The organism is Maribacter chungangensis (assembly GCF_042676845.1).
Classification (GTDB): domain Bacteria; phylum Bacteroidota; class Bacteroidia; order Flavobacteriales; family Flavobacteriaceae; genus Maribacter; species Maribacter chungangensis.
In genome coordinates this window covers 563,621-586,308 of record NZ_JBHTHY010000006.1, presented here as the reverse complement: position 1 = coordinate 586,308, position 22,688 = coordinate 563,621, and the positions used below count along the sequence as shown (strand labels likewise).

Sequence of the window (22,688 nt, the reverse complement as noted above, 5' to 3'; positions counted from 1 at the left end):
CCGAGATACCTAAATATCCCGGATTCCTAGAAGATGGTATGCATTCCAATGACCACTTATACTGTTCTTTACCGGAATTTATTGCTAAATTCCGTCAAGACTCAAAAGGTATAACGGACGCATTAACCTCTCCTTATCTTTGGCTGAGTTTCCTGCGAAACAACAGATTTACTTTATTTTTCAAAGAACACTTCTGTATTTAAAAACTAAGATAAGGCTTAGTATTCATATCCAAAATGACCTAGATCAGTTTTAGATTTTTTTACGGAAAAGAAACCGGAACACGTTTATGTTCCGGTTTCATGAAAGAGATTTTACAACCCGATCAATATTTAAAATCACCCTTGTCAAATCTATTACTAGATTTTATTTGGGGTTCAATTAGACCTTAGGATTATCTTTCCCTTCCATTCCTATGGGCCATTATTTCCCCCGAAATTGAAATGACCCACCAAACCAACTATGTATCTCAAAGAACTATTTACTTATTGATGGTGCTAATATAATACGGGACAATCGTCCTAAAAATGACTTAGATCAGTTTTGATGATTTCTTTGCTACTTTAATTAAAATAATTTTTTTTCACTATTACAGGGTTACCATCACAGAACCTCCTGGATTATAAATCATTCGGATGACCATTGTCATTTTACGGAAACACGCTACGGATTACATTTATCCCTTTAGGCGGATAAAAAGCATTTATAGATCATTGGTTATGAAAAACTGGACGTTTACCCATACACTTGTTGCTATTATCAGCATGCTTGGGACGCTATTTCTGCTTGTGCATTTGTATTCCCCGGAAGGCTATCTGAAGGATACTCTTAAAACGGGTACGTTAAGGTCTTCTAACTTGAGCGGAAAACTCTTGATAGCCAAACAAGGGAGCCCGTTCAAGGATTCCATTGTGGTACAGGTGGTTCATAGGTACAGCTCCCATCCAGTAGAAATTACGCTTTTGGATATAACCGCTTTAAAAAGTATTGACCCTTTCAATTTCGATGCGATATTCTTAATCTATAGATGGGAAGCCAGAAATCCGCCAGAAGCGATACAAGCATTTGTGAAACAGCATGTAAAGCTGAAAAGTAAAATTGTAGTGCTGACCACATCTTGGAACGGTTTAGAAAAGATGGAAGGCTTAGACGCCATTACAGGGGCTTCCATTGGTTCGGATGTGTCGATGTTTAGCGATAATATCATTAAAGAACTGGACAGGTTATTATATGTAGAGAACTAATAGCTTCAAAGAAAATAGGGTAGGGTATTATAAATGAACTGGAATCGATACTATGGCTAAGATACACGCGTAACCTACTGGGGGCGACCAACGTTCTATCGCTAATGTGGCCGATTATATTCCTATAGTTATAACACAATTTCAATTGGATGTTTTGTTCAATTATTTGCATAGAAAAGACCGACTAGGGGTGGTGCGGCCGGCCGATGCCATAGAAAAATTACCTTAACACATCCAGAATTGATGCATCGCCCCAAAGAGGAGATTTTGTAGTTCCTTGGTACGGCGGAAAAAAGGGAATTCAGATGGCACTTGGCACCGCTTGTTCATCGACTGTAACTAACTGATAACCCAAACCAAAAGGCTTATAAAATTCTATTGTGTTAGCTAGAAAACAAAAAAACCAGTAGGGTTGTTAGGGTCAATTCCTTGTGATCGCTTTTTAAACTTGCTAAAAGCGATGAGCGTTTTGAGACATAGTTCGGGTCTATTTTCAAAGGATAGAGAAGGAAAAAACTACATTGATCCGTGTAAGACTCCGGAAACCAAAAAGAGGTAACGTGGTCTTGATTAGCAATGGAAGCTTTAATATGGGGTGCCAAAATACTGATATGTTAGCACCATTATAATGGGGTAAACAGCTAATTCATCCAATTAAAACGTGTAAAAGAAAATGATGCAGATGCTTTAACGCGCGCATAAGATGATCTGATGAATGTCATTTTTAATTGGAAGAAGGCAATATATCTTTACCATTAAATATGTAGTAATGAAGTTTTTTCTATCCATTGTTCTTCTGATTCACGGACTCATCCATTTTATGGGTTTTGCCAAAGCTTTTGATTATGGAAATATGGAACAGTTTTCCAAAGAAATCTCCAGACCCATGGGATGGCTTTGGTTATTAACGGGGCTATTTTTTATGGTATCAGCAATCCTTTATGTACTGAAAAAGGACACTTGGCCTTTAATCGCGGTCGTTGCGGTGGTGGTATCACAAATCCTGATTGTTACCGTTTGGGCCGATGCGAAATTTGGAACCATAGCCAATGTCGTCATTCTAGTGACCGCTGTAACCAGCTTGGCCGCTATCCATTTTGAATCAGCCTATAAAAAAGATGTGAATATTGCCATGAAGACCAATAGTAGGACAACGGAGATTCTCACGGAAAAAGATTTGGTACACTTGCCTCCCTTGGTTCAAAATTACTTGAAATATGCGGGAGTGGTGGGAAAGCCGAAAGTTAAAAATGTCAAAATTGTATTCGAGGGCGATATGCGGGATAGGGGTAAGGACTGGTTTGAGTTTACTTCGGAGCAGCATAACTTTTATCAAAGTCCCGCTAGACTGTTCTTTATGAAGGCCAAGGTCTTGGGTCTGCCTACCCATGGGTATCATGCGTACCTTGATGCACATGCCAAGATGCAGGTAAAGGTACTTTCGCTTTTTCCTGTGGTGCGATTGGATTCGCCAGAGCTTTTTACAGCGGAAACCGTTACTTTTTTCAACGACCTATGTCTTTTTGCGCCCGCCGCACTTATAGATGACCGCATAGAATGGGAGCCCGTGGACACCCGTTCGGTAAAGGCAACTTTTACCAACAGGGATACAGCTATTTCTGCTGTTTTAGAATTTAACGAAAAGGGACAATTGGTAAATTTTATATCCGAAGACCGTATCTCCGTGGACGAAATGAAAACATACCCCTTTTCTACGCCTGCAAGTAAGTATGATACCATCAATGGCCATTTGCTGCCCACCTACGGAGAGGCCGTTTGGCATTATCCCGAAGGGAATTTTGTATACGGTAAATTTCGTTTAAAATCCGTTGCGTACAATGTAGGTATAGAATAAGTTGAGTTAAAGCATCTTGCTTCACTTCTGTAATGGAGACCCAGCGGATAACCCATTACTCCATAATCGAGATTTAAAATACTCCCACGTTTGGTTAAAAATCAACACTCATACCAGTTCTCTTCTGGAAAATGACCAAAGAAATTGTCCTTATGCCTCGTGACCGTTCCACAAGGTCATGAACTAGAAATTTGAACTTTACCTGCAAGAATTTTTAGGTGTATTCATTTAAAAACCCTGATCCTTATTTCTCGCTTTCATCTGGTAGGATTAAAAAAGGTACGTCTGAATACATGCTTACATCTTTGATGACAGGCTCTCTTGACAATCGCTCAAAAAGGCTCTTTTTACGGTTGACCATGGCGTAAAGGTCTATTTTCATGGTATCCAAAAAGGTTTCTATCACCTTTGCCTTATCATCGAAATCATACATGTTATGGAACGAATGTTCTACATTGGCCAAGCATTCTTCCAATAGGATGCGGTTGTTTTCCTGTTCCGCACTCAAGTGTTGTCTTTCATTGATATGCATCACATGGATGGCTGCGTTTGATAGTGATGCAACAAAGAGTAAGGGGGCAAGGGTGCTTGGGTGACAGCCCGTTTTATAATCCGTAACAAAAGCAATATCCTTGGGAGCTTTAAAATCCATTTCTCCGGGAATGGCGAAAACAGGGCAGCTGTTCAAGGCTTGCACTACTTGTATGGTATTGCTTCCAAAGAAAACATCTGCAGTTTGCGTAAATCCCTTATTTCCCATGACAATAAAATCTATCTTTTTTTGCGCTATTTCTTCTTTGATAATCTTGATCAGACTACCCTCTGCAGATCGTGTTTCAAAATGATGAAGGTCGTTACTGTTGTCCAGCACGATCCTATGGGAGGTTTCATTTAAACGGGTCTCCGACTCCTTTTTTACATGTTCCAAATGTTTTTTTCGCCCTAAGAGACCACCAGTTTTGCCTTGTATGGGTGTAAACTCGTTGTAGGTATTTAATAGATAAAAGGTACACACCTCAGATTTAAAAAGTTTGGTAGCATAGAACAATGAGGCATAGGCGTTATTGGAAAAATCCGTGGCTACTAGAATATTTTTCATAATGATGATTTTGATGTTATTTTAATTTTCATTTGGTTATCGACTCTGTAATTGCACTTCTTAGTATTGGCCGACTATTTTTTGTAAATTTCACTTCCTACGTATTACTCATCTTGCTTCTCTTGCTTCTCTTGCTTTTCCAGTTTTCTAAAGTACCTACGTGTTAAGAAATTATGTTTTAGAGCCTCCATATTTTCATTGAACCGCTCCACGCCCTGGTCTACATTTTTCATGGTGCGCTGTAGTTGGTTTACCAAAAGTGTATCCGTGGTAAGGTAGTTTAAAGCACCTTTTCCCGATTTCATATCGCCCACCACGATCGCAAGGTCCTTGGTCATTTTATCGATTTGGATTGATGAGCTTTCCAAGTTCAAAATGGCCCTGCGCATACGTTGACCCGAAGTAGAATCTGCCAAGAGTACACTCGCAACACTTTCTTGGGAATTAAATCGCTGTGCAATAATGTTCAATTCACCAATAGCGCTGTTGGCACCTCCGCTGGCGTATTTAAGATTTCTAAGGGTCTGTTGCAGTTCTGCCGCCCATAGTGTATCCTTGAGCAAGCGGCCCAAGGTTCCCTCGCCTTTATTGATGGATGCCGTTATTTTTAAGAGGTCCTGTGTTAGTAATGCTGCATTTTCGTTGGTAACACTCAAGGTATTCAGCATATCCGCTGTGGCAATTTTACTTAGGGATGCAATTTCGTCATTGGCCTGTACCAAGGCTTCATCGCCCTTTCCGGGCACAATGTTTATGACCATACTGCCAACCAGCCCGTCTGTGCCAATGGCCGCAATGGCATTCTTTTTTATGTGGTTGCCCATTTTTTGCTGAATGAGCATGGAAACACGAATGGCGGTATCGTTCTCCATTTCTATATCGCTTACGGTTCCAATATTGATACCCGCATAGCGCACATTGTTGCCTTTTTGTAGGCCGCTGGTATTTTTGAATACCGCATTGATCGTGAATGTATCCCCAAACAGGTTTTCTTGATTACCTATTTGATACGCCCCGACTACCAACAGTACCGAGCCGACCAGTACAAAAATCCCTAGTCTTATTTTTTCCGATGTTGTTTTTTCCATAATTGCTATAGTTCAAAGGTTCAAAGGTTCAAAGGTTTCAGGTTTCTGGGTTGTTTAAAATTCAAGGTTCAAGGTTTCAGGGCCAGCCCGCCTTAGGAGGGTCAACTTTTAGTATTTATGGTTCGCCTCGTCTCAGATTCTACCGAAACATATTTTATTAATTTTTCGCTCCAATTGCTACCTACTTTTTACTAATAACTTCCACTGCCTACCAGCTACTGCTCTAATACTATTATTCACCATACCTACTTTTTACTAATTACTTATTACTCTTTACCCACTACCCACTACCCACTACCCACTACCAACCACCAACCACCAACTACTGACTTATTTCTTAAAAAACGCCTCCACTTTTGGGTCTTTTGATTGTACAAGCTCATTATAAGTGCCTTGGGCATAGTTTGTTCCATTGACCAACAAAACCATTCGTTCCGAAATTACTCGGGCACAGTCCATATCGTGCGTTATGATGAGGGACGAGGTATCGTACTTTTTTTGGATGTTCCGCATCAGTTCAATAATTTCCTTGGAGGTGATGGGATCCAGTCCGCTAGTGGGCTCGTCATATAAAATAATTTTAGGTTTCAAAATCAAAGTACGGGCCAAGGCAACACGTCTTTGCATTCCGCCGGACAGTTCTGCCGGCATTAAGTCTAAGGTATGGGCAAGGCCTACGTTTTCCAAAGCCTCAAGAACCCAGGGTTCGGTATCGGTTACATTGCCCAGTTTTTTCTTGTGCCTGCGCATGGGAAATTCCAGGTTCTCGCGCACGGTCATGGAGTCGTACAAGGCACTTCCCTGAAAAAGAAAACCAATGTCCGATCGCAGTGCATCCAAGCTTTCTCGTTCCAATAGCTTTATTTCCTTGCCCATTACCGAGATATATCCTTTATCCGGTTGTATCAAACCAACGAGACATTTGATCATGACCGATTTTCCTGAACCCGATTTTCCCATGACCACTAAGTTTTCTCCTTTGTAAAGTGTCATGTTAAAACCGTTGAGCACCTTATTTTCGCCAAAACTTTTATACAGATTTTTGACTTCCAACACGATTTCCCGCTGATCTTTTTCTGTTTGGGGCGCTATGTCTTTTTTTGCATCCATCATAGGTCATAAAAAATATCGGAAACAAATACGGCCACGAAATCGATAAAGAACAGCAGCATGGAGGTAAACACAACAGCTGTATTTGCCGCGACCCCAACTCCTGCCGTTCCTTTTTTGCTGTAATACCCCTTAAAACAACCTACCAAGCCAATAGCGAATCCAAAAAAGAAGGATTTAACGGTGGCCGGTACTAAATCGCCGTAGGACAAGGCCTTGAAAACCGTGTTAAAATACAATTGAAAGGATACGCCTCCCTTAAAGTATTCGATTAAGGCAGAACCATAAAGCGCAATAGCATCGCCCATGACCACTAAAAGCGGGAGCATTAAGGTAGCTGCCAACATACGGGTCACCACCAAATATTTAAACGGATTGGTACCGGAAACCTCCATCGCATCTATCTGTTCGGTAACACGCATAGAACCCAGTTCCGCTCCAATACCGGAAGCAATCCGACCCGCACAGACGAGTGCCGTAATAATGGGTCCAAGTTCGCGTACAATTGAAATACCGACCATATTGGGCATCATGGATACCGCTCCGAATTGAATCATGGTAGGTCGTGATTGCAAATCCATTACTAAGCCAATAATAAAACCGGTCACCAAAACCAATATCAAGGATCGATTACCCATTTGATAGCATTGGCGTAACAGCTCCCTAAATTCGTAGGGCGGCCGCAAAAACTCTTTAAAGAAACGTCCGGCAAAATAGGAGAGCTCCCCTATTTCTACCAAAAATTCCCGTAATTTTTTAGGTGCTATTAGAACCTGTGCCATGCTTAAATACGTGTAATCCCTCAAAATTACGGTCTGCACCTAAGAATTGAAATGATTTTGGTCATACCATTTACCAATATCATTCGTACTATTTCCAATGGCAAATTTGTAAAGTGGGAAGCATTGGCTTTGTAAGGAAAGCGGTTGTTCATAAATTGGGTTCATTTTCCTGGAACTTGATCAGAATCAAGAGAGGTTAAGACCCCTTTTACTGGTTAAATTGCGGTAGCTGAATGCAATATGTTTTTAAAATGATGATTAGTACAGGAGCGCACAATAGATTTTGTATTTTCAGAGATGAAACAAAACGCATTCGTCTTATGAATTGGAAAATAGGGTTACAGTTTATCATTATTCTAGCCATATCCCAGCTGCTGAGCGGACAGGGAAAGACACCAAAAGTGGTTTTTGTAATTGTTGATGGTATTTCGGCCGATGTTATAGAGCACGTATCCACTCCCAATTTGGATGCTATTGCAGCAAAAGGTGGGTACACCCGTGCCGTTATGGGAGGGAAAAGAGATGGGTATTCCCAAACCCCTACCATATCCGCAGTAGGCTATAACAGTCTGCTCACGGGTACGTGGGTCAACAAGCACAATGTTCTTGGGAATGATATTAAAGCTCCCAACTATAATTATTGGACGCTATTTAGATTTGTGGACGCATACAAACCTAAACTGAAAACAGCTATTTTTTCTACTTGGTTGGACAATCGTACAAAATTGATCGGAGAAGGCTTGGCGGAAACCGGAAATATACAGCTAGACTACCATTTTGACGGTTTTGAACTGGACACCATAGCATTTCCGAATAGCGAAGATCGTTTTCTTAGGATAGATGAGCACGTAATCACCGAAGCATCAAGGTATATAAAGGCGGATAGTCCCGATCTTTCTTGGGTTTACCTCCAACATACGGACAATATGGGTCACCAGTACGGGGATAGTCCACAATTCCATGAAGCGGTGCTACAAATGGATGATCAAATAGGTCGTTTATGGAAGGCTATTTTGTATCGAAAAGAACGGCATAACGAAGATTGGCAGTTGTACATCACCACGGACCATGGCCGGGATAAGGAGACCGGAAAAGGGCATGGAGGCCAAAGCGATAGGGAACGCCTTATTTGGATCGTGACCAACACGAAAAACTTGAATTCCTATTTCACAGAAAAGAAACCAGGTATTGTTGCTATTGCGCCCACTATCTTACGGGAGATGCACATACGGCCAACCAAAGCGCAACTATGGGAAATGGACGGCATACCGCTAACCGGTAAAATAAGTTTGGCCAATTTGCAAGCCGTCCGCCAAGACAATACTTTGCACTTAACGTGGGATAGTTATGCCAACAAGGGAAAACTTAATGTGTATCTCACCACAACAAACACTTTTTCAGAGGGCGGAAAGGATACTTACTTGAAAATGGGAAGGGTAGACCTTTCAGCTGGCAAGGCCAAGATAGACATTTCCGGTTTGCCCGCTTCTTTTTATAAAGTGGTGTTAGAAGGCAAGTACAACAGCGTAAATACTTGGGTGGTGGACTAAGGAAAAAAACCACGTTTTATTACTTCGGTATTGAAATGTACAATAAGCATTTTCAGATTACATCTGTTTTCCTGCCAGTATATACAAGATACTCGTTCCTGACTATATTAAAGATTTATCAGTGGCAACCCTAAGGTGCATAAGCTAAACCGTTGCTAAACCGTGATACCCTATCTAATTTATACTTCATTTGTTTACAACGTAGCAACAAACTTCAAAAATACGTGCTTATGGCGTTCTAGGTCCAAGTTTGGGGATAAGGAAACCCTTGCAATATAATCCTTGTCACCTTCTTTGGTCGTGCCTTGGGTAGATGTTGCCGGGATGGTCCAATAACACCCTTTTAACTGGCCGTAGCTTACACAATGCTTGCTTTCCTCGGGGATTTGTGTAATCATCATGTCAATTAATCGATGATTAAGTTTTCTTTTATAGGCCTCCCTTTCTTGGTCTGTTTTGCCTTTTGTAGGAAGGTCCAAGGAAAATACGGAAGGCGTGAACCCCTGTGCCGCCAATAGTTCGGACACAAAATTGATTTTTGCTTTTGGCAAGGTTTGTTCAATAAACGATACAAATTCGCGTGTGTTTTCATAAGCGGCTTTAATACGCCGGTTCATGCTTGGTAGTTGTTCTGCCAAGATTTCCATTTGCAATCCTGTAGCCTCGTTATTACACCCCTGTAAATGCACCTCTATTTTTTTCATAAGCGCGTCCGCATTCTTGTTTCCTACGCAATATCCTGCCGTGCATTTTCCACCACTTGGAAATTTGGAGCCACTGGCGTAGGAAATGGCCCTAACACGGGATAGGATTTGACCCTCGCCAAGAAAAAGCACATTGGGACAAAAAGTTTGGTCCAAAATAAATACGGGATCAACGGCAACTGCCCCTGTTGCTGTTTTACGTTCTTGTTGTAATGCCTTTTTCAGTTGTTTTAGATCCGGAACTTCCACTCTTGGATTGGTAGGGATTTCCGCAATGATATACGGTACTGCGTTTTCCTTAGCGACTTGGTCCAAAACCATGTGTAGGCTTTGCACCATATCGTTATCACCATCCACGGGTAGATCCACCACTGCAACATTTTCAATACAGGCGGCAACACGTCTTGCCTGGTCGTTTGTGCCGCCATAGCAGTTGGGAGGAACAATGAACTTAATATCCTTTTCCTTATGATTTTCCAGGGCATGATCCACAAGACCCATCATAATCGCATACTGCACGGATAAGCCACTTGAACCCACTAAGGGTTTGGATACCGTACCCGTAATGGTCTTAATGGCATCCAAAACCATCGCTTCGTTTTTGTCGGAATCATTTTCTCCGGTGTTCAAGAACCTGTTTCCTACCAAGCTTTTTAACGCCGTAAAACAATTCGCCGGTGTCATGGCAATCGTTTCCCGGCGTCGTACATGTTGAATTTCTGGGATGTACGTATCGTTCTCTGTTCCATTTACCAGCAATATGCTACCTAGTCGGTCGTAGGTATGAACATAAAAGTCGATCTTGGGACTAAGGACTTGATCTGCGATAGTATCTTGTGCAGAAATAAGGATAGTACTACCGTTATATGCTGAAATAGATGTTAGCGACTCTAATTTCTGTAACGTAAAGGAATAGCCGTATACCTGTTGTAATAGATTTATATTGAAACACTGCGGTAGGTCGCCGGTGTATAATATACGAGTATGCGTCCCTTCCAATGCGTTCTTTCTAAGAACGGCCATCACCGGCATTGTTTTAGAAGAAAAACTGATAACGTTTTCCGGTGGTATAGCGTGTAGCTTGGCAATTGTCCATTCCAAAACACAGGATAGGGGATGGCCTAATCGAATATAGTCATAAGCTGTGGGGAGTTCCGCTAGTGACCTTGTTTTGCAATTCCTATCGTTGTATAAATTTTCAAATGCCTTTAGGAATTCTGTTTTGGCTAGCTTTTCATTGTAAATATCCAGTCGGTGCGTTGTTAGTTTCAACCAGTCTTCCGGCATATTTTCCAATACCTTTTCAATATATGTAAGCATGTTTTTGTTTCTCATGGATTTTAAGCTAAGATAAGCCGATTATTTGTGCCGATTCCTTAAAACAGCTTTGTTTTCAAAAGGTGTACAAGCTTGGTTCTAAACATACGAGTCCTTTTATCCAAAAACCATGTAAGGAAGAGGATTAGGGAAGGCTTATCTTTTAAGCCTTATAAAAATGTAGTGTGTTTGTTTACCATAGCTTAGCTATTTTTCGTATCTTGTTTTTATGGAATTTCCAAAAGAAGCTTACGATATTCTTTACCCTGTTGTCATTGTTGCCATACTCTTGGTGGTTGTGGCTTACCTTACAAGAAATAGCAGGAATTTTAGAAGTAGCAGAAACAAACGGGCAAGAAAGCAGCATTAGGTATTAGGATACCGATCGTAAAACTAGTCCTTGTAAACGGTAGATTTTCTTCTTTTATACAAGTCGATTGCGTTCATATAATCGATGGCCCCTTGCAGGGTTAAGTCATTGATAAACCCGCCTAGTTCTGGATGGTTAATTTTTGTCCATCCCACAAGAGAATCCCTTCGTTTTGCCCACATCTCCCAATTTGCCGTAGGGCAATCCAATTCTACGAGCCTTGCTATTTTACCTTCTTTAAAATACACCGTATATCTACAAGTCATGGGGTTGTTCTGTAAAAACTCCAGCTTTGGTGAGTTCATCGTTACCGTTGCAATTGGGTTTTCTCCTTCTTCATTAATGGAGACCAAGGTGTACTGTGGTCTAAAAACAGAGTCCCATTTAAACTTCTCGTAGAAACTTTCTCTAGAATAGCGCATGGTAAAATCACCGGCCACACTGATCAAACTATCGGAAAGGGTGCTCTTGACCTTACTGTAATCGGATTGTTTAAAACCCTCGTAATAGGCCCTTATTTGTGCGGCCTCCGTGCTGGGGTTTTTGGAACAACCAAGGTATAGGATGAGTACAGAAAGAAGTAAAAGATGTTTCATTACCTGTAATTTTGATGTGTATTACTCTAAAAAGCGCCAACCAGCAGCAAGGGATTTCCCCATGTATTTGGGTAGTTTAAAACGAGCTAACTCATCCGAAAATACCTTGCCCGTTTCTTTTGTGTAGGAGGAATTTATTAAGCGCGTGCAAGAACCCGTAGGGTAGGTTTTGTAATCCAGGTTCAATTTTTCACATTCACTAAGAACGGCAAACTCCATCCGTACCCTCAACTTTTTGGAGTCATTACCACCTTCGCACAATACCACCCGATCTATATTCTGATGCTGAAGGTATTCGGCAATTTTAGCCTGAAATTCTATGGTGTTTTTTATAGATGTATCTTCTTTGGGCAGAGAAAAGGGTTTGCCCAAGCTTTCAACGGAATAGCTTTGTTGGCTCCCGTCAATTAACAGCATCCCTAATGCGTTACTCATTACTTCTATGGATAATACTTTCATTTGATAGTCTAGCGTATAGGTTTTTGTTCCTGTATTTAACAAGGCTATTGTGATAGGGATAGCTGCTGGTTCGGAATCATTTCGGTATTTAAACTTTACAAGATTGTTTTTGGTACTCAGTATACAGTTCTCCAAGATACTATAATTCTTTAATTGCCATTAGGTTTTCAGTAGATATTGATGGCGCTTAACAGGGTAATGCCAGCTTTGTTTTTATATGTAGGATATTTATTGTTATTTCGAACTTCTAAATAAAACAAGCTATAATGCGATACGTCTCCCTTCTTTTTGCTTTCCTTTTGATATCCTCTTGTGCCGACAAAAATCCCGAACCAAGGTTAAAAACAGGAAAGTACAGAATGGTGCTGGCAGCACAGGATAATGAGGAAATCCCGGTTATTTTTGAAGTGACCTCCGACAGTACCTTGATATTGTTTAATGCGGACGAGCGTATTGAAGTAGACGAGATTCGCTACGTGGGGGATTCCGTGTATATAAAAACACCGGTTTTTCAGAGTTATTTTGCAGGTGTGATCGAAGGTGATAAGGTCTCTGGAAAATACATCAACAAAACGCGAAATCGCATCACCTCGTTTAAAGCTGTCTACACGGATAATCCTCGCTTTTCTGCCGGAGCAGCCGCCGCATTTGATACCTCCGGGGTTTGGGAAACGGTTTTTAGTCAAGGTGAAAAAGACGCATACATTGCCAAAGCAATTTTTGAACAAGACGGACAAAAGGTAACAGGCACGTTTAGGACCAAAACCGGTGATTACCGCTACCTCGAAGGGGTTATGGACGGGGAAACCATGAAATTATCTACCTATGACGGCGCCCATGCTTTTTTATTCAAGGCTACCGTAAAAGATAGTACTATGGAAGGTCTGTTTTATGCCGGAAACCATTGGAAAGAACCCTTTACAGCCAAGCGAAATCCAGACTTTGAGCTGCCAGAAATAGACGAACTTACGTTTTTAAACGAGGGCTATGATGCTTTGGAATTTTCATTTCCGGATGAAAATGGTGAGATGGTATCCTTGAGCGATGCACGTTTTAAAGACAAAGTAGTGCTAGTGCAGATCATGGGTACTTGGTGTCCCAACTGTTTGGACAGTAGTGTATTCTACACGCAGTTTCATAACGAAAATAAGGACAAGGGGTTTGAGGTGGTCGCCCTAACGGTAGAGTTTAAGAAAACAGCAGAAGGAGCCTTTGAAAACATTAAACGGCTGCGTGAGCGTATTGGCATGACCTATCCCATTCTTTTGGCACAATACGGTTCTGGCAGTAAGGTTAAGATGCAAGAGAAACTGCCTGCGCTCAACCATATCATTTCGTATCCAACATCCATATTTATAGATAAAACCGGAAAAGTTCGCAAAATAGACACTGGGTTCAACGGACCGGCGACAGGGAAGAAGTACACAGCTTATAAGGCGCAGTTTGAAGATTTTGTGAATACCTTGTTAGTGGAATAGTAAACTTTCTTTGTGCTATTTGTAATTCGTTTCGGAATACAGGATGTAAACTACGTATTCTTTCATTTTTCCGTTCATAAAAAAAGCCCTTGTTTCCAAGAGCTTAACTTAAGTAGCAAGAGGGGGGGGCACGATCCCCCGTCCGCCTGTGGCGGATATGAATCCTCCCTAGGTTTTGAATGTTGAACGTATCCACGCTCTTCCGGCTCCCGATTTTAAATACTTTTCTCTTTGTATGGCTTCTGTTTTAGTTGTATAGTGTTCCACATGAACTACTTTCCAGGGTCTGAACTTTGCGGTATACCCCTTTGTGGCCAATTCATTATGCGATTTGAAACGATTAATAAAGTCCGTAGAAAATCCTTTATAGAACTTATCGTGCTTTTCGGAATACAGGATGTAAACTACGTATTCTTTCATTTTTCCGTTCATAAAAAAAGCCCTTGTTTCCAAGAGCTTAACTTAAGTAGCGAGAGGGGGGCACGATCCCCCGACCTCCGGGTTATGAACTTTAACCGCTATTTTTTAGTTTTACAACCTATTGAAAAACAAGTAGTTATTAAATATATTTTTACTGTATTAGTGTAAACCGTATACGCTACCGTATACGGTTTACTTTATAAAAATATTGAACTTCTATAAATTTTCCTAATAATATTTGTAATGTGCACAATATTAAATAAGAGAAGATTAGTAATAGATAGGGGTTCGAATCCTGCTAACTCTATTTTAATATTTCTTAACATTTAAAACCTAATAATTAATTGATTTTAAAAGGTTTTATCTTTTGGTCTTTTCTTAAAAATGCTTTTTTGACCGGATAATTCTTTTAAGAGGTAAACAAATCGGTCAAAACAACATTCTCAAATTTTAATTCCATTGTAAGCGGGGGAATCCAGAAAAAGGTTTATCGCGTAAAAGGGATTAGAGGTAAAAAGAATCTGTAATGATAAATTGAAATTGTTCTTACACTAGGTGACCTTCATAAAAGATAGAATTTGTAGAAAAAGGAAGTTATAAAAAACAATAAGAATAAAATGAAACGGTACTTGGAATTACGTTATGTGAAAACCTTGAATTAATAGCTAAGCTTTTTAACGGATTATAGCAAGCCTTCTTCATCCAGAGATATTTTTAACTCGGCCTGATTTTTCCAAAATCTATCCTTAATTTTCTGCATAATTTCCTCAAAATCTGGATGGCTCTTTAATGGTTTTATCAATGGTTCATCTTCGATTAATAAAAACCAATACAGATAATTCTCTGTTTCGGAAAATATTCTAAGCTGTTCGATAGCCTCATTGATTTTTCCTTCATAAGCGTATTTCCAAACCAGATTCACACTTCTATAAATGGATTGATCTCCTTCGCAATATTCAGAGAAATCATTAAATAGTTTCTCAGCTTCCTTGTCCAATCCCATCTCTTTATAGACCAGTGCAATTTTGACATTTTCCTGTAAATAAATATCCAGACTATTTGCTTCCCTGGTTTCCACAAATTTTTTAAAATAGAAGTAGGCACTGTCATAATTTTCCTCGATGTAGTACAACTTCCCTATGTCCTGTAAAATATCAAGCCGAGTCGTATCTTTCTTCCATTCCTTTATCAACAAATTCCTTGTACGCTCAATATTACCGTCCTTGGCGAACAGTATAAATGCCTTTAAATGTGGAGCATAAAAATTTTCAGCATTATAATCCAACGAACTGTTAATATATTTTAAAGCTTCATCTGCAAATCCTGACGATACAAGCGCATTACTTAGTTGTAAATACGTATAGCTCTGAGTAATGGAATCACTAGCAACGGTTAGCTGAACCCCTTTTAATGCGTACTCTAGGTATTTATCAGTATTGGGCAGCATATGCGAATAAAATTCCGCAAGCATTTGTACTGCCAACGATGAATTAGGATTATACTCCAGTGCCTTATTAAGATGTGGTAAGGCTAATTTGTACTCCTTAGTTTGTATATAGTAGAAGGCCTTTGCGACCAAGCTTTCGGCGGATTTTGAATCGTAAAGCAAGGCCTTATCCGCAAAGCTGTTAATCTTTTCGGTGTACTGTTTCTCTATTTGCGACATTTCTAGAAGATAGTATGAGATAGCGATGTTGGCATAGGCGAGGGCAAATTCTGGATCCTGTTCTATAGCTTTTTCGAATAATGAAATGGCCTTTTCCAAGCCTTCTTCTGAGCGAGAATAATAAGGGTCCAATGCCTGTAGGTAGTAATCATAGGCCAATAGGTTTTCAGTTGGTTTTTTTTCAATTTGCTCCAGTTCTGTCGGTGTTACGACGGCTGCAATGGCATCTGCAATTTTCTTGGCCACGTCGTTTTGCAATTCAAAAATGTCCTCAACTTCCCGACTGTACTGTTCTACCCAAATAGGGGTGTCCGTAGAAGCGTTGATCAATTGTATGTTGAGCAACACCTGATCACCGACACGCTGACCGCTACCTTCTACCAAGTAGTTCACATGCAGCTCCTCGGCAATCTCTGGAATACCCTTGTCCGTTTTTCTATATTTCTCTACCGAGGTTCTACTGATGACCCGCAGGTCTTCAATCTTCTGAATGTTGTTCAAAGCAGATTCCATCAGTCCGTTTACAAAATAAAGATTGGTGGAATCGCTGCTCTCATTCTTAAAGGGCAATACTGCAATGGATTTTTCAATTTTCGGTTCATTTATAGCATCCTTTTTATTGAACAGTATTATGGCTACAAGTATCAGTGCTAAGGATGTTGCAGCAATAATCGGCCATTGGTATAGTTTCAAATAGTTTGGTTTAATCTGTTCGATTTCAACTTCTACATCACTTTTTCCAAGCTCCCCAGGAGAATATCCGTACTGTTCTCGAAAGCATTTAATGAAATAGGAAGTGCTTCCAAAACCTACTTGATATGAAATTTCGGAAACCGTTGAAGAATCTTCCTTTAGCAGTTTCATTGATTCCTTAAGACGGACTTGACGTATAAACTGGCTTGCAGAAAGCTGTGTCTGTTTCTTGATCTTCCGGAGCAGGTTGGATCGGCTCATGTGCAGAGCTTCCGCAAGTTCGGACACCCCAAATTGTTCGTTGGCCAAATTTTCCAGAATTAGGGCTTCCGCTTGTTCTATAAAGTTTGGTTTTTTGGCCGATGGATTTGACATGTTGTTTTTTGCTGGCTCTAAATTAGGGAAAATATAGAGAATTATGCGTTATCGCCAACGGCCATCGATTTAGAGGAAAAAGCATCTTTTGCGTCATAAGTTACATTGCCGCGCCATAATTTTTATGCCCTCCTGAAACTTTACATAGTTCTGCGCATAGCTCCTACAGGTTGCTGCAAGTTCTATAGCACCTTTGTAACATCAAAAATCATAACGAACAATTTAAAACAATAATTATGAAAGCATCAATCACAAGAACAGCAACGGAGTCAAGAACAGGACAGTACTTCTCATCCTTTAGCGCAAGCAAAAGAACCCAATGGGCACAGTACAGAAACTTTAACCGCTAATCACGATCAATATGAAAAAATCAAAAAACAACACAGTCATGAAATCGAAGATTCACGAATACCTATAAAAATTAAATAACAAAGCCATGAGTAAAACGGGCATCAATCAATCGCCAACGGAATCTAGAAGGTTCACTTTCTTTACCCATTTTGAGGACAGCAAGAGAATCCGTTGGTCACATTCCAGACCTTACCTTCATTTAGAAGCCTAGTTTGTTGGTTTGAAAAAAGGGGTAGGCCCTAATCAAAGTCTATCCCTTACCATAACAAAATTATAACAATAATTAAAAATGTAATTATGAAATCAAAGATTCACGAATACCTATTAAAATTAAATAACAAAGACATGAGTAAAACAATCAAAAAACAAGCTAAGTTAAAAGTGGCGTGTGCTGCCTTTACTTTAATATCTGCACTAGCATTTGCACAAAACATTTCTAACACTCAAAACAGCTTTAACCGAGATGGTTTTATCTTCGAATTTGGTCTAGGTGGCGGTATAATCAGTATAGAAGATAGTGCTGGAACCCAAAGTTTTGATGATACCCAAGGCGGTGGCACTTTTCCTGAATTAAAGTTTGGCTATATGCTGAACAACCGTTTAGCCGTTACCGTTTCTGCACCTGGAATGATTTACACGCTTAATGATAACGACAGGCACTTTGGAGGCATTATACCTTCTGTTCAGTACTGGGTAAAAGACCGGTGGTGGATACATGGTGGTGCCGGTTTAGCCATAGATGGCCCTGCATTATATGATATTGAAGATAACATAAATGAAGATTGGAATACGGGTTTAGCTGTTATGGCGAGCACGGGTTACGAAGTGTACAGAAAAAACAAATTTGCCTTAAACGTCCAATCCAAATTACTCCTGGGTGGTGTAAAGCTAGATAATAATAATGACAGAGAGGTGGTGCAATTTAGTTTAGGAATTGGCTTTAGCTGGTTTTAATCATTTGCACCGCCAAAGGGTATAATATCCCAAGGCTTGCCTCGAAATTAAAAGTCCGTTTCCTACGAATGCATTGCGGGCTTGCCCCGAGGTCGTTTACTAAAGAAAAAATAATAGCAATAATCAAAAAAATATAATCATGAAATCAAAGATTCACGAATACCTATTAAAATTAAATAACATAATCATGAATAAACCATTTAGAATTAACACATTAAGAACCTTGGGATACATGTCATTAGGCCTTCTTTTACTTACGACCGCATGTGGTCAAACAAGCAGTAAATCAAAAACCGAAGTAACCACCAGTACCGAAACCAAGTCGGTAGTTGATGCACCAGAAATGGATATTCAAACAGCGATACTATCGGACAATCTTGAAGCCGTTAAACAGCATATTTCGGCAGGAACAGATTTGAACAAAAAAGACCCTATGACCGGGGCCACACCACTAATCACTGCCGCGAGCTTTGGAAAGCATAAAATTGCGCAAGCCCTTATTGATGCCGGTGCGGATTTATCGGCTAAAAATAACGATGGTGCAACAGCTTTGCATACGGCCGCATTCTTTTGTAGAGTCGAAGTCGTACAGTCACTTATTGATGCCAAAGCCGATAAGACCGCTAAAAACAACTTTGGTATGACACCAAGGGAAAGTGTTATGGGGCCATTTGCAGAAATAAAACCCATTTATGAAATGCTACAGCAGCAATTAGGGCCGATAGGTTTACAAATTGAGTTGACCGAAATCGAAAAAACCCGCCCGGTCATAGCAATGATGTTGCAATAATCGATTTTAAAATTAAACATGATGAAAACTGAAAGAAGATATGATATTGATTGGTTAAGGGTTATTGCCATTGGCTTGCTGCTCATTTATCACATCGCCATTGTATTTCAACCTTGGGCCATGTTCATTGGCTTTATCAGAAGCGATGAATTTCTAGAAGGTTTATGGAAACCAATGACCATGTTAAACGTCTGGCGGATTCCACTTTTGTTCTACGTCTCGGGAATGGGGCTCTATTTTGCCATGCGCAAGAGAAACTGGAAACAATTGCTTCTGGAACGGACAAAGCGTATTCTTTTACCCTTCGTCTTTGGCTTTATAGCCATAACCACCTTACACATGTATATTTTTCAGACGTATTATGATATGCCGTTGGGCTATTATCCGCATGTAGGGCATTTATGGTTTCTAGGGAATATTTTTGCATACGTCCTGCTGTTACTGCCCTTATTTTTCTATCTGAAAAAGAACGAGAATGGAAGATTTAAAAACGGCTTGTCCAAATTCATGGGTAATCCTGTTGGGCCTTTGTCGATTTCTATATTTTTTGTGCTTGAAGCATTACTGGTAAAACCCCAGCTATTCGCCCTATATGCGGAGACTTGGCATGGCTTTTTTATTGGATTTTTGGCCTTCTTTTTCGGCTTTCTTTTCGTGTACAGTGGTAAAACATTCTGGCAGACCGTTTTAAAATGGCGCTGGTTATATATTGGTTTGGCCGCCGTGCTGTTCGGCATAAGATATTTTAATTACGCGACGGAAGCACCCGGTTATCTTACGGCTATCGAATCCAATTGTTGGATTTTCGGCGTTTTCGGCCTCGGATATAAGTACTTGAACAAACCAAGTAAAATCCTGAGTTATTTGAGCCAAGCAGCGTATCCTGTTTATATCATACACATGTTTGTTTTGTACGCAGGGGCTATGTTCATATTGCCATTGGAAATACCTATCTTATTGAAATTCGTAGGTATTGTAGCTTTTACAGGTTTAGCCTGCTATCTCATTTATGAATTTATTATTAAAAGGATTGGATTCTTAAAGCCATTGTTTGGACTTAAATGGAAATCCAATAAAGCAAAAAAGCTCATGAAAATGTATCATCTAAAAATTAAGGACTCTTCAAATTAGTTCCAATTTAAAAAACCGAACGATTGGTCACACTTTTTAAGATACTTTAATGTTACTTTTTTGATAGTCTTGAAAGTTGAAATGTAACAAGCCTCGGTTTATTAAGTGTTCTTTAAAAATATTAAAATGTCGGAAAAATTAAGCCATCCCAAAGAAGTCCGGAAAACGATACTGTTGTTTTTGGGTATTTTGACCCTGCTAAGTACTATCTGTTATTACGCAATACTCAAGCTGAACCCTACAAGCATCTATGTCGGGGCTTTAATGATGAGCCCTGCATTATCCGCCTTTATTACATTAAAGCTACTGAAAAGACCGATTTCAAGTCTTCCATGGGGTCTGAAAAGTTTGAAAAATTTACGCCTATCCTATTTGATTCCGGTAGCCTATATTATGATTGCCTATGTATTGATTTGGGTTTTCGGTTTTGGAAATGTGCTCAATCAGGAAACTATCACCGAGTGGTCGCAAGAATTAGGCATGGAAGGTTTCAGTAGTACAATTATACTATTGACTATGATTGTTCTCTTATCTATTGTTGGTGTTGTAAAGAACATTGGTTCGACATTGGGCGAGGAAATAGGATGGCGGGGATTCTTCAACTACGAACTTCGGAAACTATTTTCCTTTGGTGGTGTTTCCATGATTAGCGGATTGATTTGGGCGATATGGCATTGGCCAATTATCTTTTTGATATACAAGGGAATTGGAAACCTGTTGCTACACATTACAGCTTTTACCGTAATGATAGTTGCAATTTCGGTCATTTTGGCCTACTATACTTTTAAATCCAACAGCTTGTGGCCTGCGGCCCTATTTCATTCCGTACACAATATATTCATACAGAAGATTTTCACGCCGTTGACGATAACAAATAACTGCACGACTTTTTGGATAGATGAATACGGACTCATGCTACCGATTATTACGACGCTATTTGCCATCTATTTTTGGCGAAAGGCGAAAGTTGAGAACCTATAGGTTTTAAGACAATAAAATGAAAAAACAAACAATCGTATTATGGCAAAGAAACAATCAAAACGAATACTCAAAATCATATTAATTATGGCAAGCATCAGCTCACTATTCTTTGTGCCATGGATTTTGCTAAGATTACTGTTAACACCATTACCAGATACGGTTCAGGAACAGGTCAATGATGCCATTGGATACGGTTTGGACGGCATGATTGTTTATGTAGACCAAGCTGGAAAGCCACCTGAGTTTTATGCCGCTGGCTGGCAGGATCGAAAAAATAAGATTCCTGCCAACCCAAAAGCTTTATTCCGGATTGCCAGCATTAGCAAGTTGTATGTTGCTGTTGCCGTAGCAAAATTAGTTAATGACAATCAGTTGTCTTTAGACAAAACGCTCGCTGATTATATGCCGGAACTGGTGGGACGAATTGAAAATGCCGATAAAATCACCTTGAGAATGATGGTGCAACATCGGTCTGGTATTCCGAACTACACGGACTTTCCAGGTTTTTGGGTAAACGATTATTCTAAAAACACTAAAGAATCGCTCGATTTGGTCCTCGATACTCCTGCCGATTTTAAACCGGATAAAAAATATAGGTACTCAAATACCAATTATCTGTTGATTGGCGAAATCTTGGATAAAACATTGGGATACAGTCATCACCAATTTATCAAAAAGGAAGTTTTAATGCCCCTTGGGCTCAACGATACCTACAGTTTGCTAAGTGAAGTGAATTTAGACGATGTTATGAGCGGATATGCCGTAGACTATGAGCCAGACCTAAAGCCCAATGATTTTGTAAGCCCTGCCGGCTCCATGGTGGCTACAGCACAGGATGTGGGTATATTCTTGAGGGCGTTGAACGACGGCTCCTTGCTAAATGATAAGGAACAAGCTATTTATACATCAATCTATGTATATGAACATACAGGATTATTACCAGGTTACAGCAGTATTGCCAAGTATCACAAGGATATTGATGCTGTTGTTGTTCAATTTGTAAATACCAGTGGCGGATACTCTTGGAACGTATCAGAAAAAATTAATAATAGAATTGTAAAAATCCTGAAAAGGAGAAAGTAACCAATACCTTAAAACTAATATACGCAATGAAAAAAACAGATACTCTAGAAACAAATGCATCAAACAAGTCTCAAAGCGCATGAAAACTAAATCTCATCCTTTTTGGCGCTGGTTCTGGCTCACTTTCCTTATTGTTTCTCTTGGGTATGCATGGTATTCATTCTATGTACCTTCTAATGATATGGTTTGGAATGATGACATGGTATCTGCTCAAAAGCTTGCTGACAGTTCTGACAAAAATATTATGTTATTTTTTACCGGGGAATGGTGTTCGCCTTGTCGCATTATGAAGCGTGAAATTTTTGTAGACAAAGAAGCCATGAATGCCATTAATGCGAAAGTTATACCCGTAGAAATTAATATTGATGACCCTAATGTTGAAGAACTCGTAAAGCACTATAACATTGGCGCTACCCCAACCACAGTTTTTATTGATCCTGAGGGAAACGTAATTGAATACGCTGTTGGAAAGGTTGGGAAAACAGAATTCCTTGAAACGCTTGAAAATTTCGATTTGCCTTAATTCTAAGTAAGGTAGAAGCGCCTGATATAAAAAACGACATCATACATCTTTAAATTACAAAAGACTAAA

The 22,688-nt window shown here is 39.8% G+C and carries 21 protein-coding genes; 12 read left to right on the top strand and 9 right to left on the bottom strand.

All coding sequences use genetic code 11. The annotated features are described in order from the left end of the window. The first annotated feature begins 719 nt into the window (after nt 1-719). Nucleotides 720-1,244 (top strand): hypothetical protein, encoded by a 525-nt coding sequence (locus ACFQZJ_RS10660; protein ID WP_379934417.1) that lies wholly within the window; start codon nt 720-722, stop codon nt 1,242-1,244. 769 nt (nt 1,245-2,013) lie between these two features. Beyond that, a complete protein-coding gene (locus tag ACFQZJ_RS10655) occupies nt 2,014-3,099 on the top strand; it encodes a DUF6544 family protein (RefSeq protein WP_379934416.1) in 1,086 nt (361 codons plus the stop codon). A gap of 244 nt (nt 3,100-3,343) precedes the next feature. Here the strand turns inward: ACFQZJ_RS10655 and ACFQZJ_RS10650 are convergent, their stop codons facing one another. The 4 genes from ACFQZJ_RS10650 to ACFQZJ_RS10635 all read right to left on the bottom strand — a co-directional run bounded on the left by ACFQZJ_RS10650 (nt 3,344) and on the right by ACFQZJ_RS10635 (nt 7,178). Then, the gene (locus ACFQZJ_RS10650) at nt 3,344-4,198 is read right to left on the bottom strand and encodes a universal stress protein (RefSeq protein WP_379934415.1); all 855 of its coding nucleotides are present in this window, start codon (nt 4,196-4,198) and stop codon (nt 3,344-3,346) included. A 104-nt stretch (nt 4,199-4,302) separates the two neighbouring features. Then, on the bottom strand, nt 4,303-5,286 hold the full coding sequence (locus ACFQZJ_RS10645; RefSeq protein WP_379934414.1) for an MlaD family protein: 984 nt from the start codon (nt 5,284-5,286) through the stop codon (nt 4,303-4,305). A gap of 330 nt (nt 5,287-5,616) precedes the next feature. After that, nucleotides 5,617-6,396, bottom strand: coding sequence for an ABC transporter ATP-binding protein (locus ACFQZJ_RS10640; RefSeq protein WP_379934435.1), 780 nt, complete (start codon nt 6,394-6,396; stop codon nt 5,617-5,619). Beyond that, entirely contained in the window at nt 6,396-7,178 is a 783-nt protein-coding gene (locus tag ACFQZJ_RS10635; protein ID WP_379934412.1) for an MlaE family ABC transporter permease, read from the bottom strand. The genes ACFQZJ_RS10640 and ACFQZJ_RS10635 overlap by 1 nt, the downstream gene beginning before the upstream one ends. A gap of 320 nt (nt 7,179-7,498) precedes the next feature. On the opposite strand from ACFQZJ_RS10635, the gene ACFQZJ_RS10630 reads away from it, so the two are divergent. Continuing rightward, nucleotides 7,499-8,728: an alkaline phosphatase family protein gene (locus ACFQZJ_RS10630; RefSeq protein WP_379934410.1), complete on the top strand. Its 1,230-nt coding sequence runs from the start codon at nt 7,499-7,501 to the stop codon at nt 8,726-8,728. Between the two features lie 194 nt (nt 8,729-8,922). Here the strand turns inward: ACFQZJ_RS10630 and ACFQZJ_RS10625 are convergent, their stop codons facing one another. Further along, nucleotides 8,923-10,767: a cystathionine beta-synthase gene (locus ACFQZJ_RS10625; RefSeq protein WP_379934409.1), complete on the bottom strand. Its 1,845-nt coding sequence runs from the start codon at nt 10,765-10,767 to the stop codon at nt 8,923-8,925. A 211-nt stretch (nt 10,768-10,978) separates the two neighbouring features. Here ACFQZJ_RS10625 and ACFQZJ_RS10620 point away from each other — a divergent pair, with 211 nt between their 5' ends. Beyond that, on the top strand, nt 10,979-11,119 hold the full coding sequence (locus ACFQZJ_RS10620) for a hypothetical protein (RefSeq protein WP_379934407.1): 141 nt from the start codon (nt 10,979-10,981) through the stop codon (nt 11,117-11,119). A 23-nt stretch (nt 11,120-11,142) separates the two neighbouring features. Here ACFQZJ_RS10620 and ACFQZJ_RS10615 read toward each other — a convergent pair whose 3' ends face one another. Both ACFQZJ_RS10615 and ACFQZJ_RS10610 read right to left on the bottom strand, forming a co-directional pair. Next, the gene (locus ACFQZJ_RS10615; protein WP_379934406.1) at nt 11,143-11,715 is read right to left on the bottom strand and encodes a hypothetical protein; all 573 of its coding nucleotides are present in this window, start codon (nt 11,713-11,715) and stop codon (nt 11,143-11,145) included. A 21-nt stretch (nt 11,716-11,736) separates the two neighbouring features. Then, nucleotides 11,737-12,309, bottom strand: a complete 573-nt coding sequence (locus ACFQZJ_RS10610; protein WP_379934404.1) for a hypothetical protein — start codon at nt 12,307-12,309, stop codon at nt 11,737-11,739. A 131-nt stretch (nt 12,310-12,440) separates the two neighbouring features. Between ACFQZJ_RS10610 and ACFQZJ_RS10605 the strand changes: the two genes are divergently transcribed. Further along, nucleotides 12,441-13,652 (top strand): peroxiredoxin family protein, encoded by a 1,212-nt coding sequence (locus ACFQZJ_RS10605; RefSeq protein WP_379934403.1) that lies wholly within the window; start codon nt 12,441-12,443, stop codon nt 13,650-13,652. A gap of 168 nt (nt 13,653-13,820) precedes the next feature. Here ACFQZJ_RS10605 and ACFQZJ_RS10600 read toward each other — a convergent pair whose 3' ends face one another. Together ACFQZJ_RS10600 and ACFQZJ_RS10595 are read right to left on the bottom strand one after the other, a co-directional pair. Then, on the bottom strand, nt 13,821-14,072 hold the full coding sequence (locus tag ACFQZJ_RS10600; protein WP_379934402.1) for a GIY-YIG nuclease family protein: 252 nt from the start codon (nt 14,070-14,072) through the stop codon (nt 13,821-13,823). 682 nt (nt 14,073-14,754) lie between these two features. Next, nucleotides 14,755-16,806: a helix-turn-helix domain-containing protein gene (locus ACFQZJ_RS10595; RefSeq protein WP_054557957.1), complete on the bottom strand. Its 2,052-nt coding sequence runs from the start codon at nt 16,804-16,806 to the stop codon at nt 14,755-14,757. Nucleotides 16,807-17,242: 436 nt separating this feature from the next. On the opposite strand from ACFQZJ_RS10595, the gene ACFQZJ_RS10590 reads away from it, so the two are divergent. The 7 genes from ACFQZJ_RS10590 (at nt 17,243) to ACFQZJ_RS10560 (ending at nt 22,619) form a co-directional block, all read left to right on the top strand. Beyond that, the gene (locus ACFQZJ_RS10590) at nt 17,243-17,368 is read left to right on the top strand and encodes a hypothetical protein (RefSeq protein ID WP_257786209.1); all 126 of its coding nucleotides are present in this window, start codon (nt 17,243-17,245) and stop codon (nt 17,366-17,368) included. An 86-nt stretch (nt 17,369-17,454) separates the two neighbouring features. Next, entirely contained in the window at nt 17,455-18,111 is a 657-nt protein-coding gene (locus ACFQZJ_RS10585; RefSeq protein ID WP_241240866.1) for a hypothetical protein, read from the top strand. Nucleotides 18,112-18,250: 139 nt separating this feature from the next. Then, nucleotides 18,251-18,901 carry an ankyrin repeat domain-containing protein gene (locus tag ACFQZJ_RS10580; RefSeq protein ID WP_241240865.1) on the top strand — a complete coding sequence of 217 codons (651 nt, stop codon included), beginning with the start codon at nt 18,251-18,253 and terminating at the stop codon, nt 18,899-18,901. A gap of 21 nt (nt 18,902-18,922) precedes the next feature. Continuing rightward, nucleotides 18,923-20,032 carry an acyltransferase family protein gene (locus tag ACFQZJ_RS10575; protein WP_054557955.1) on the top strand — a complete coding sequence of 370 codons (1,110 nt, stop codon included), beginning with the start codon at nt 18,923-18,925 and terminating at the stop codon, nt 20,030-20,032. 126 nt (nt 20,033-20,158) lie between these two features. Next, complete coding sequence (locus tag ACFQZJ_RS10570; RefSeq protein ID WP_379934400.1) at nt 20,159-21,013, top strand: CPBP family intramembrane glutamic endopeptidase; 855 nt, start codon at nt 20,159-20,161, stop codon at nt 21,011-21,013. A gap of 39 nt (nt 21,014-21,052) precedes the next feature. Beyond that, entirely contained in the window at nt 21,053-22,096 is a 1,044-nt protein-coding gene (locus tag ACFQZJ_RS10565; RefSeq protein WP_379934399.1) for a serine hydrolase domain-containing protein, read from the top strand. Between the two features lie 79 nt (nt 22,097-22,175). Beyond that, nucleotides 22,176-22,619 carry a thioredoxin family protein gene (locus tag ACFQZJ_RS10560; RefSeq protein ID WP_054557952.1) on the top strand — a complete coding sequence of 148 codons (444 nt, stop codon included), beginning with the start codon at nt 22,176-22,178 and terminating at the stop codon, nt 22,617-22,619. Nucleotides 22,620-22,688 lie beyond the last annotated feature (69 nt).

Excerpts from the sequence above, each read along its gene's own strand:
- ACFQZJ_RS10660 (WP_379934417.1), top strand. The coding sequence starts at position 720 with ATGAAAAACTGGACGTTTACCCATACACTTGTTGCTATTATCAGCATG.
- ACFQZJ_RS10655 (WP_379934416.1), top strand. The coding sequence starts at position 2,014 with ATGAAGTTTTTTCTATCCATTGTTCTTCTGATTCACGGACTCATCCAT.
- ACFQZJ_RS10650 (WP_379934415.1), bottom strand. The coding sequence starts at position 4,198 with ATGAAAAATATTCTAGTAGCCACGGATTTTTCCAATAACGCCTATGCC.
- ACFQZJ_RS10645 (WP_379934414.1), bottom strand. The coding sequence starts at position 5,286 with ATGGAAAAAACAACATCGGAAAAAATAAGACTAGGGATTTTTGTACTG.
- ACFQZJ_RS10640 (WP_379934435.1), bottom strand. The coding sequence starts at position 6,396 with ATGGATGCAAAAAAAGACATAGCGCCCCAAACAGAAAAAGATCAGCGG.
- ACFQZJ_RS10635 (WP_379934412.1), bottom strand. The coding sequence starts at position 7,178 with ATGGCACAGGTTCTAATAGCACCTAAAAAATTACGGGAATTTTTGGTA.
- ACFQZJ_RS10630 (WP_379934410.1), top strand. The coding sequence starts at position 7,499 with ATGAATTGGAAAATAGGGTTACAGTTTATCATTATTCTAGCCATATCC.
- ACFQZJ_RS10625 (WP_379934409.1), bottom strand. The coding sequence starts at position 10,767 with ATGAGAAACAAAAACATGCTTACATATATTGAAAAGGTATTGGAAAAT.
- ACFQZJ_RS10620 (WP_379934407.1), top strand. The coding sequence starts at position 10,979 with ATGGAATTTCCAAAAGAAGCTTACGATATTCTTTACCCTGTTGTCATT.
- ACFQZJ_RS10615 (WP_379934406.1), bottom strand. The coding sequence starts at position 11,715 with ATGAAACATCTTTTACTTCTTTCTGTACTCATCCTATACCTTGGTTGT.
- ACFQZJ_RS10605 (WP_379934403.1), top strand. The coding sequence starts at position 12,441 with ATGCGATACGTCTCCCTTCTTTTTGCTTTCCTTTTGATATCCTCTTGT.
- ACFQZJ_RS10600 (WP_379934402.1), bottom strand. The coding sequence starts at position 14,072 with ATGAAAGAATACGTAGTTTACATCCTGTATTCCGAAAAGCACGATAAG.
- ACFQZJ_RS10595 (WP_054557957.1), bottom strand. The coding sequence starts at position 16,806 with ATGTCAAATCCATCGGCCAAAAAACCAAACTTTATAGAACAAGCGGAA.
- ACFQZJ_RS10590 (WP_257786209.1), top strand. The coding sequence starts at position 17,243 with ATGAGTAAAACGGGCATCAATCAATCGCCAACGGAATCTAGAAGGTTC.
- ACFQZJ_RS10585 (WP_241240866.1), top strand. The coding sequence starts at position 17,455 with ATGAAATCAAAGATTCACGAATACCTATTAAAATTAAATAACAAAGAC.
- ACFQZJ_RS10580 (WP_241240865.1), top strand. The coding sequence starts at position 18,251 with ATGAAATCAAAGATTCACGAATACCTATTAAAATTAAATAACATAATC.
- ACFQZJ_RS10575 (WP_054557955.1), top strand. The coding sequence starts at position 18,923 with ATGAAAACTGAAAGAAGATATGATATTGATTGGTTAAGGGTTATTGCC.
- ACFQZJ_RS10570 (WP_379934400.1), top strand. The coding sequence starts at position 20,159 with ATGTCGGAAAAATTAAGCCATCCCAAAGAAGTCCGGAAAACGATACTG.
- ACFQZJ_RS10565 (WP_379934399.1), top strand. The coding sequence starts at position 21,053 with ATGGCAAAGAAACAATCAAAACGAATACTCAAAATCATATTAATTATG.
- ACFQZJ_RS10560 (WP_054557952.1), top strand. The coding sequence starts at position 22,176 with ATGAAAACTAAATCTCATCCTTTTTGGCGCTGGTTCTGGCTCACTTTC.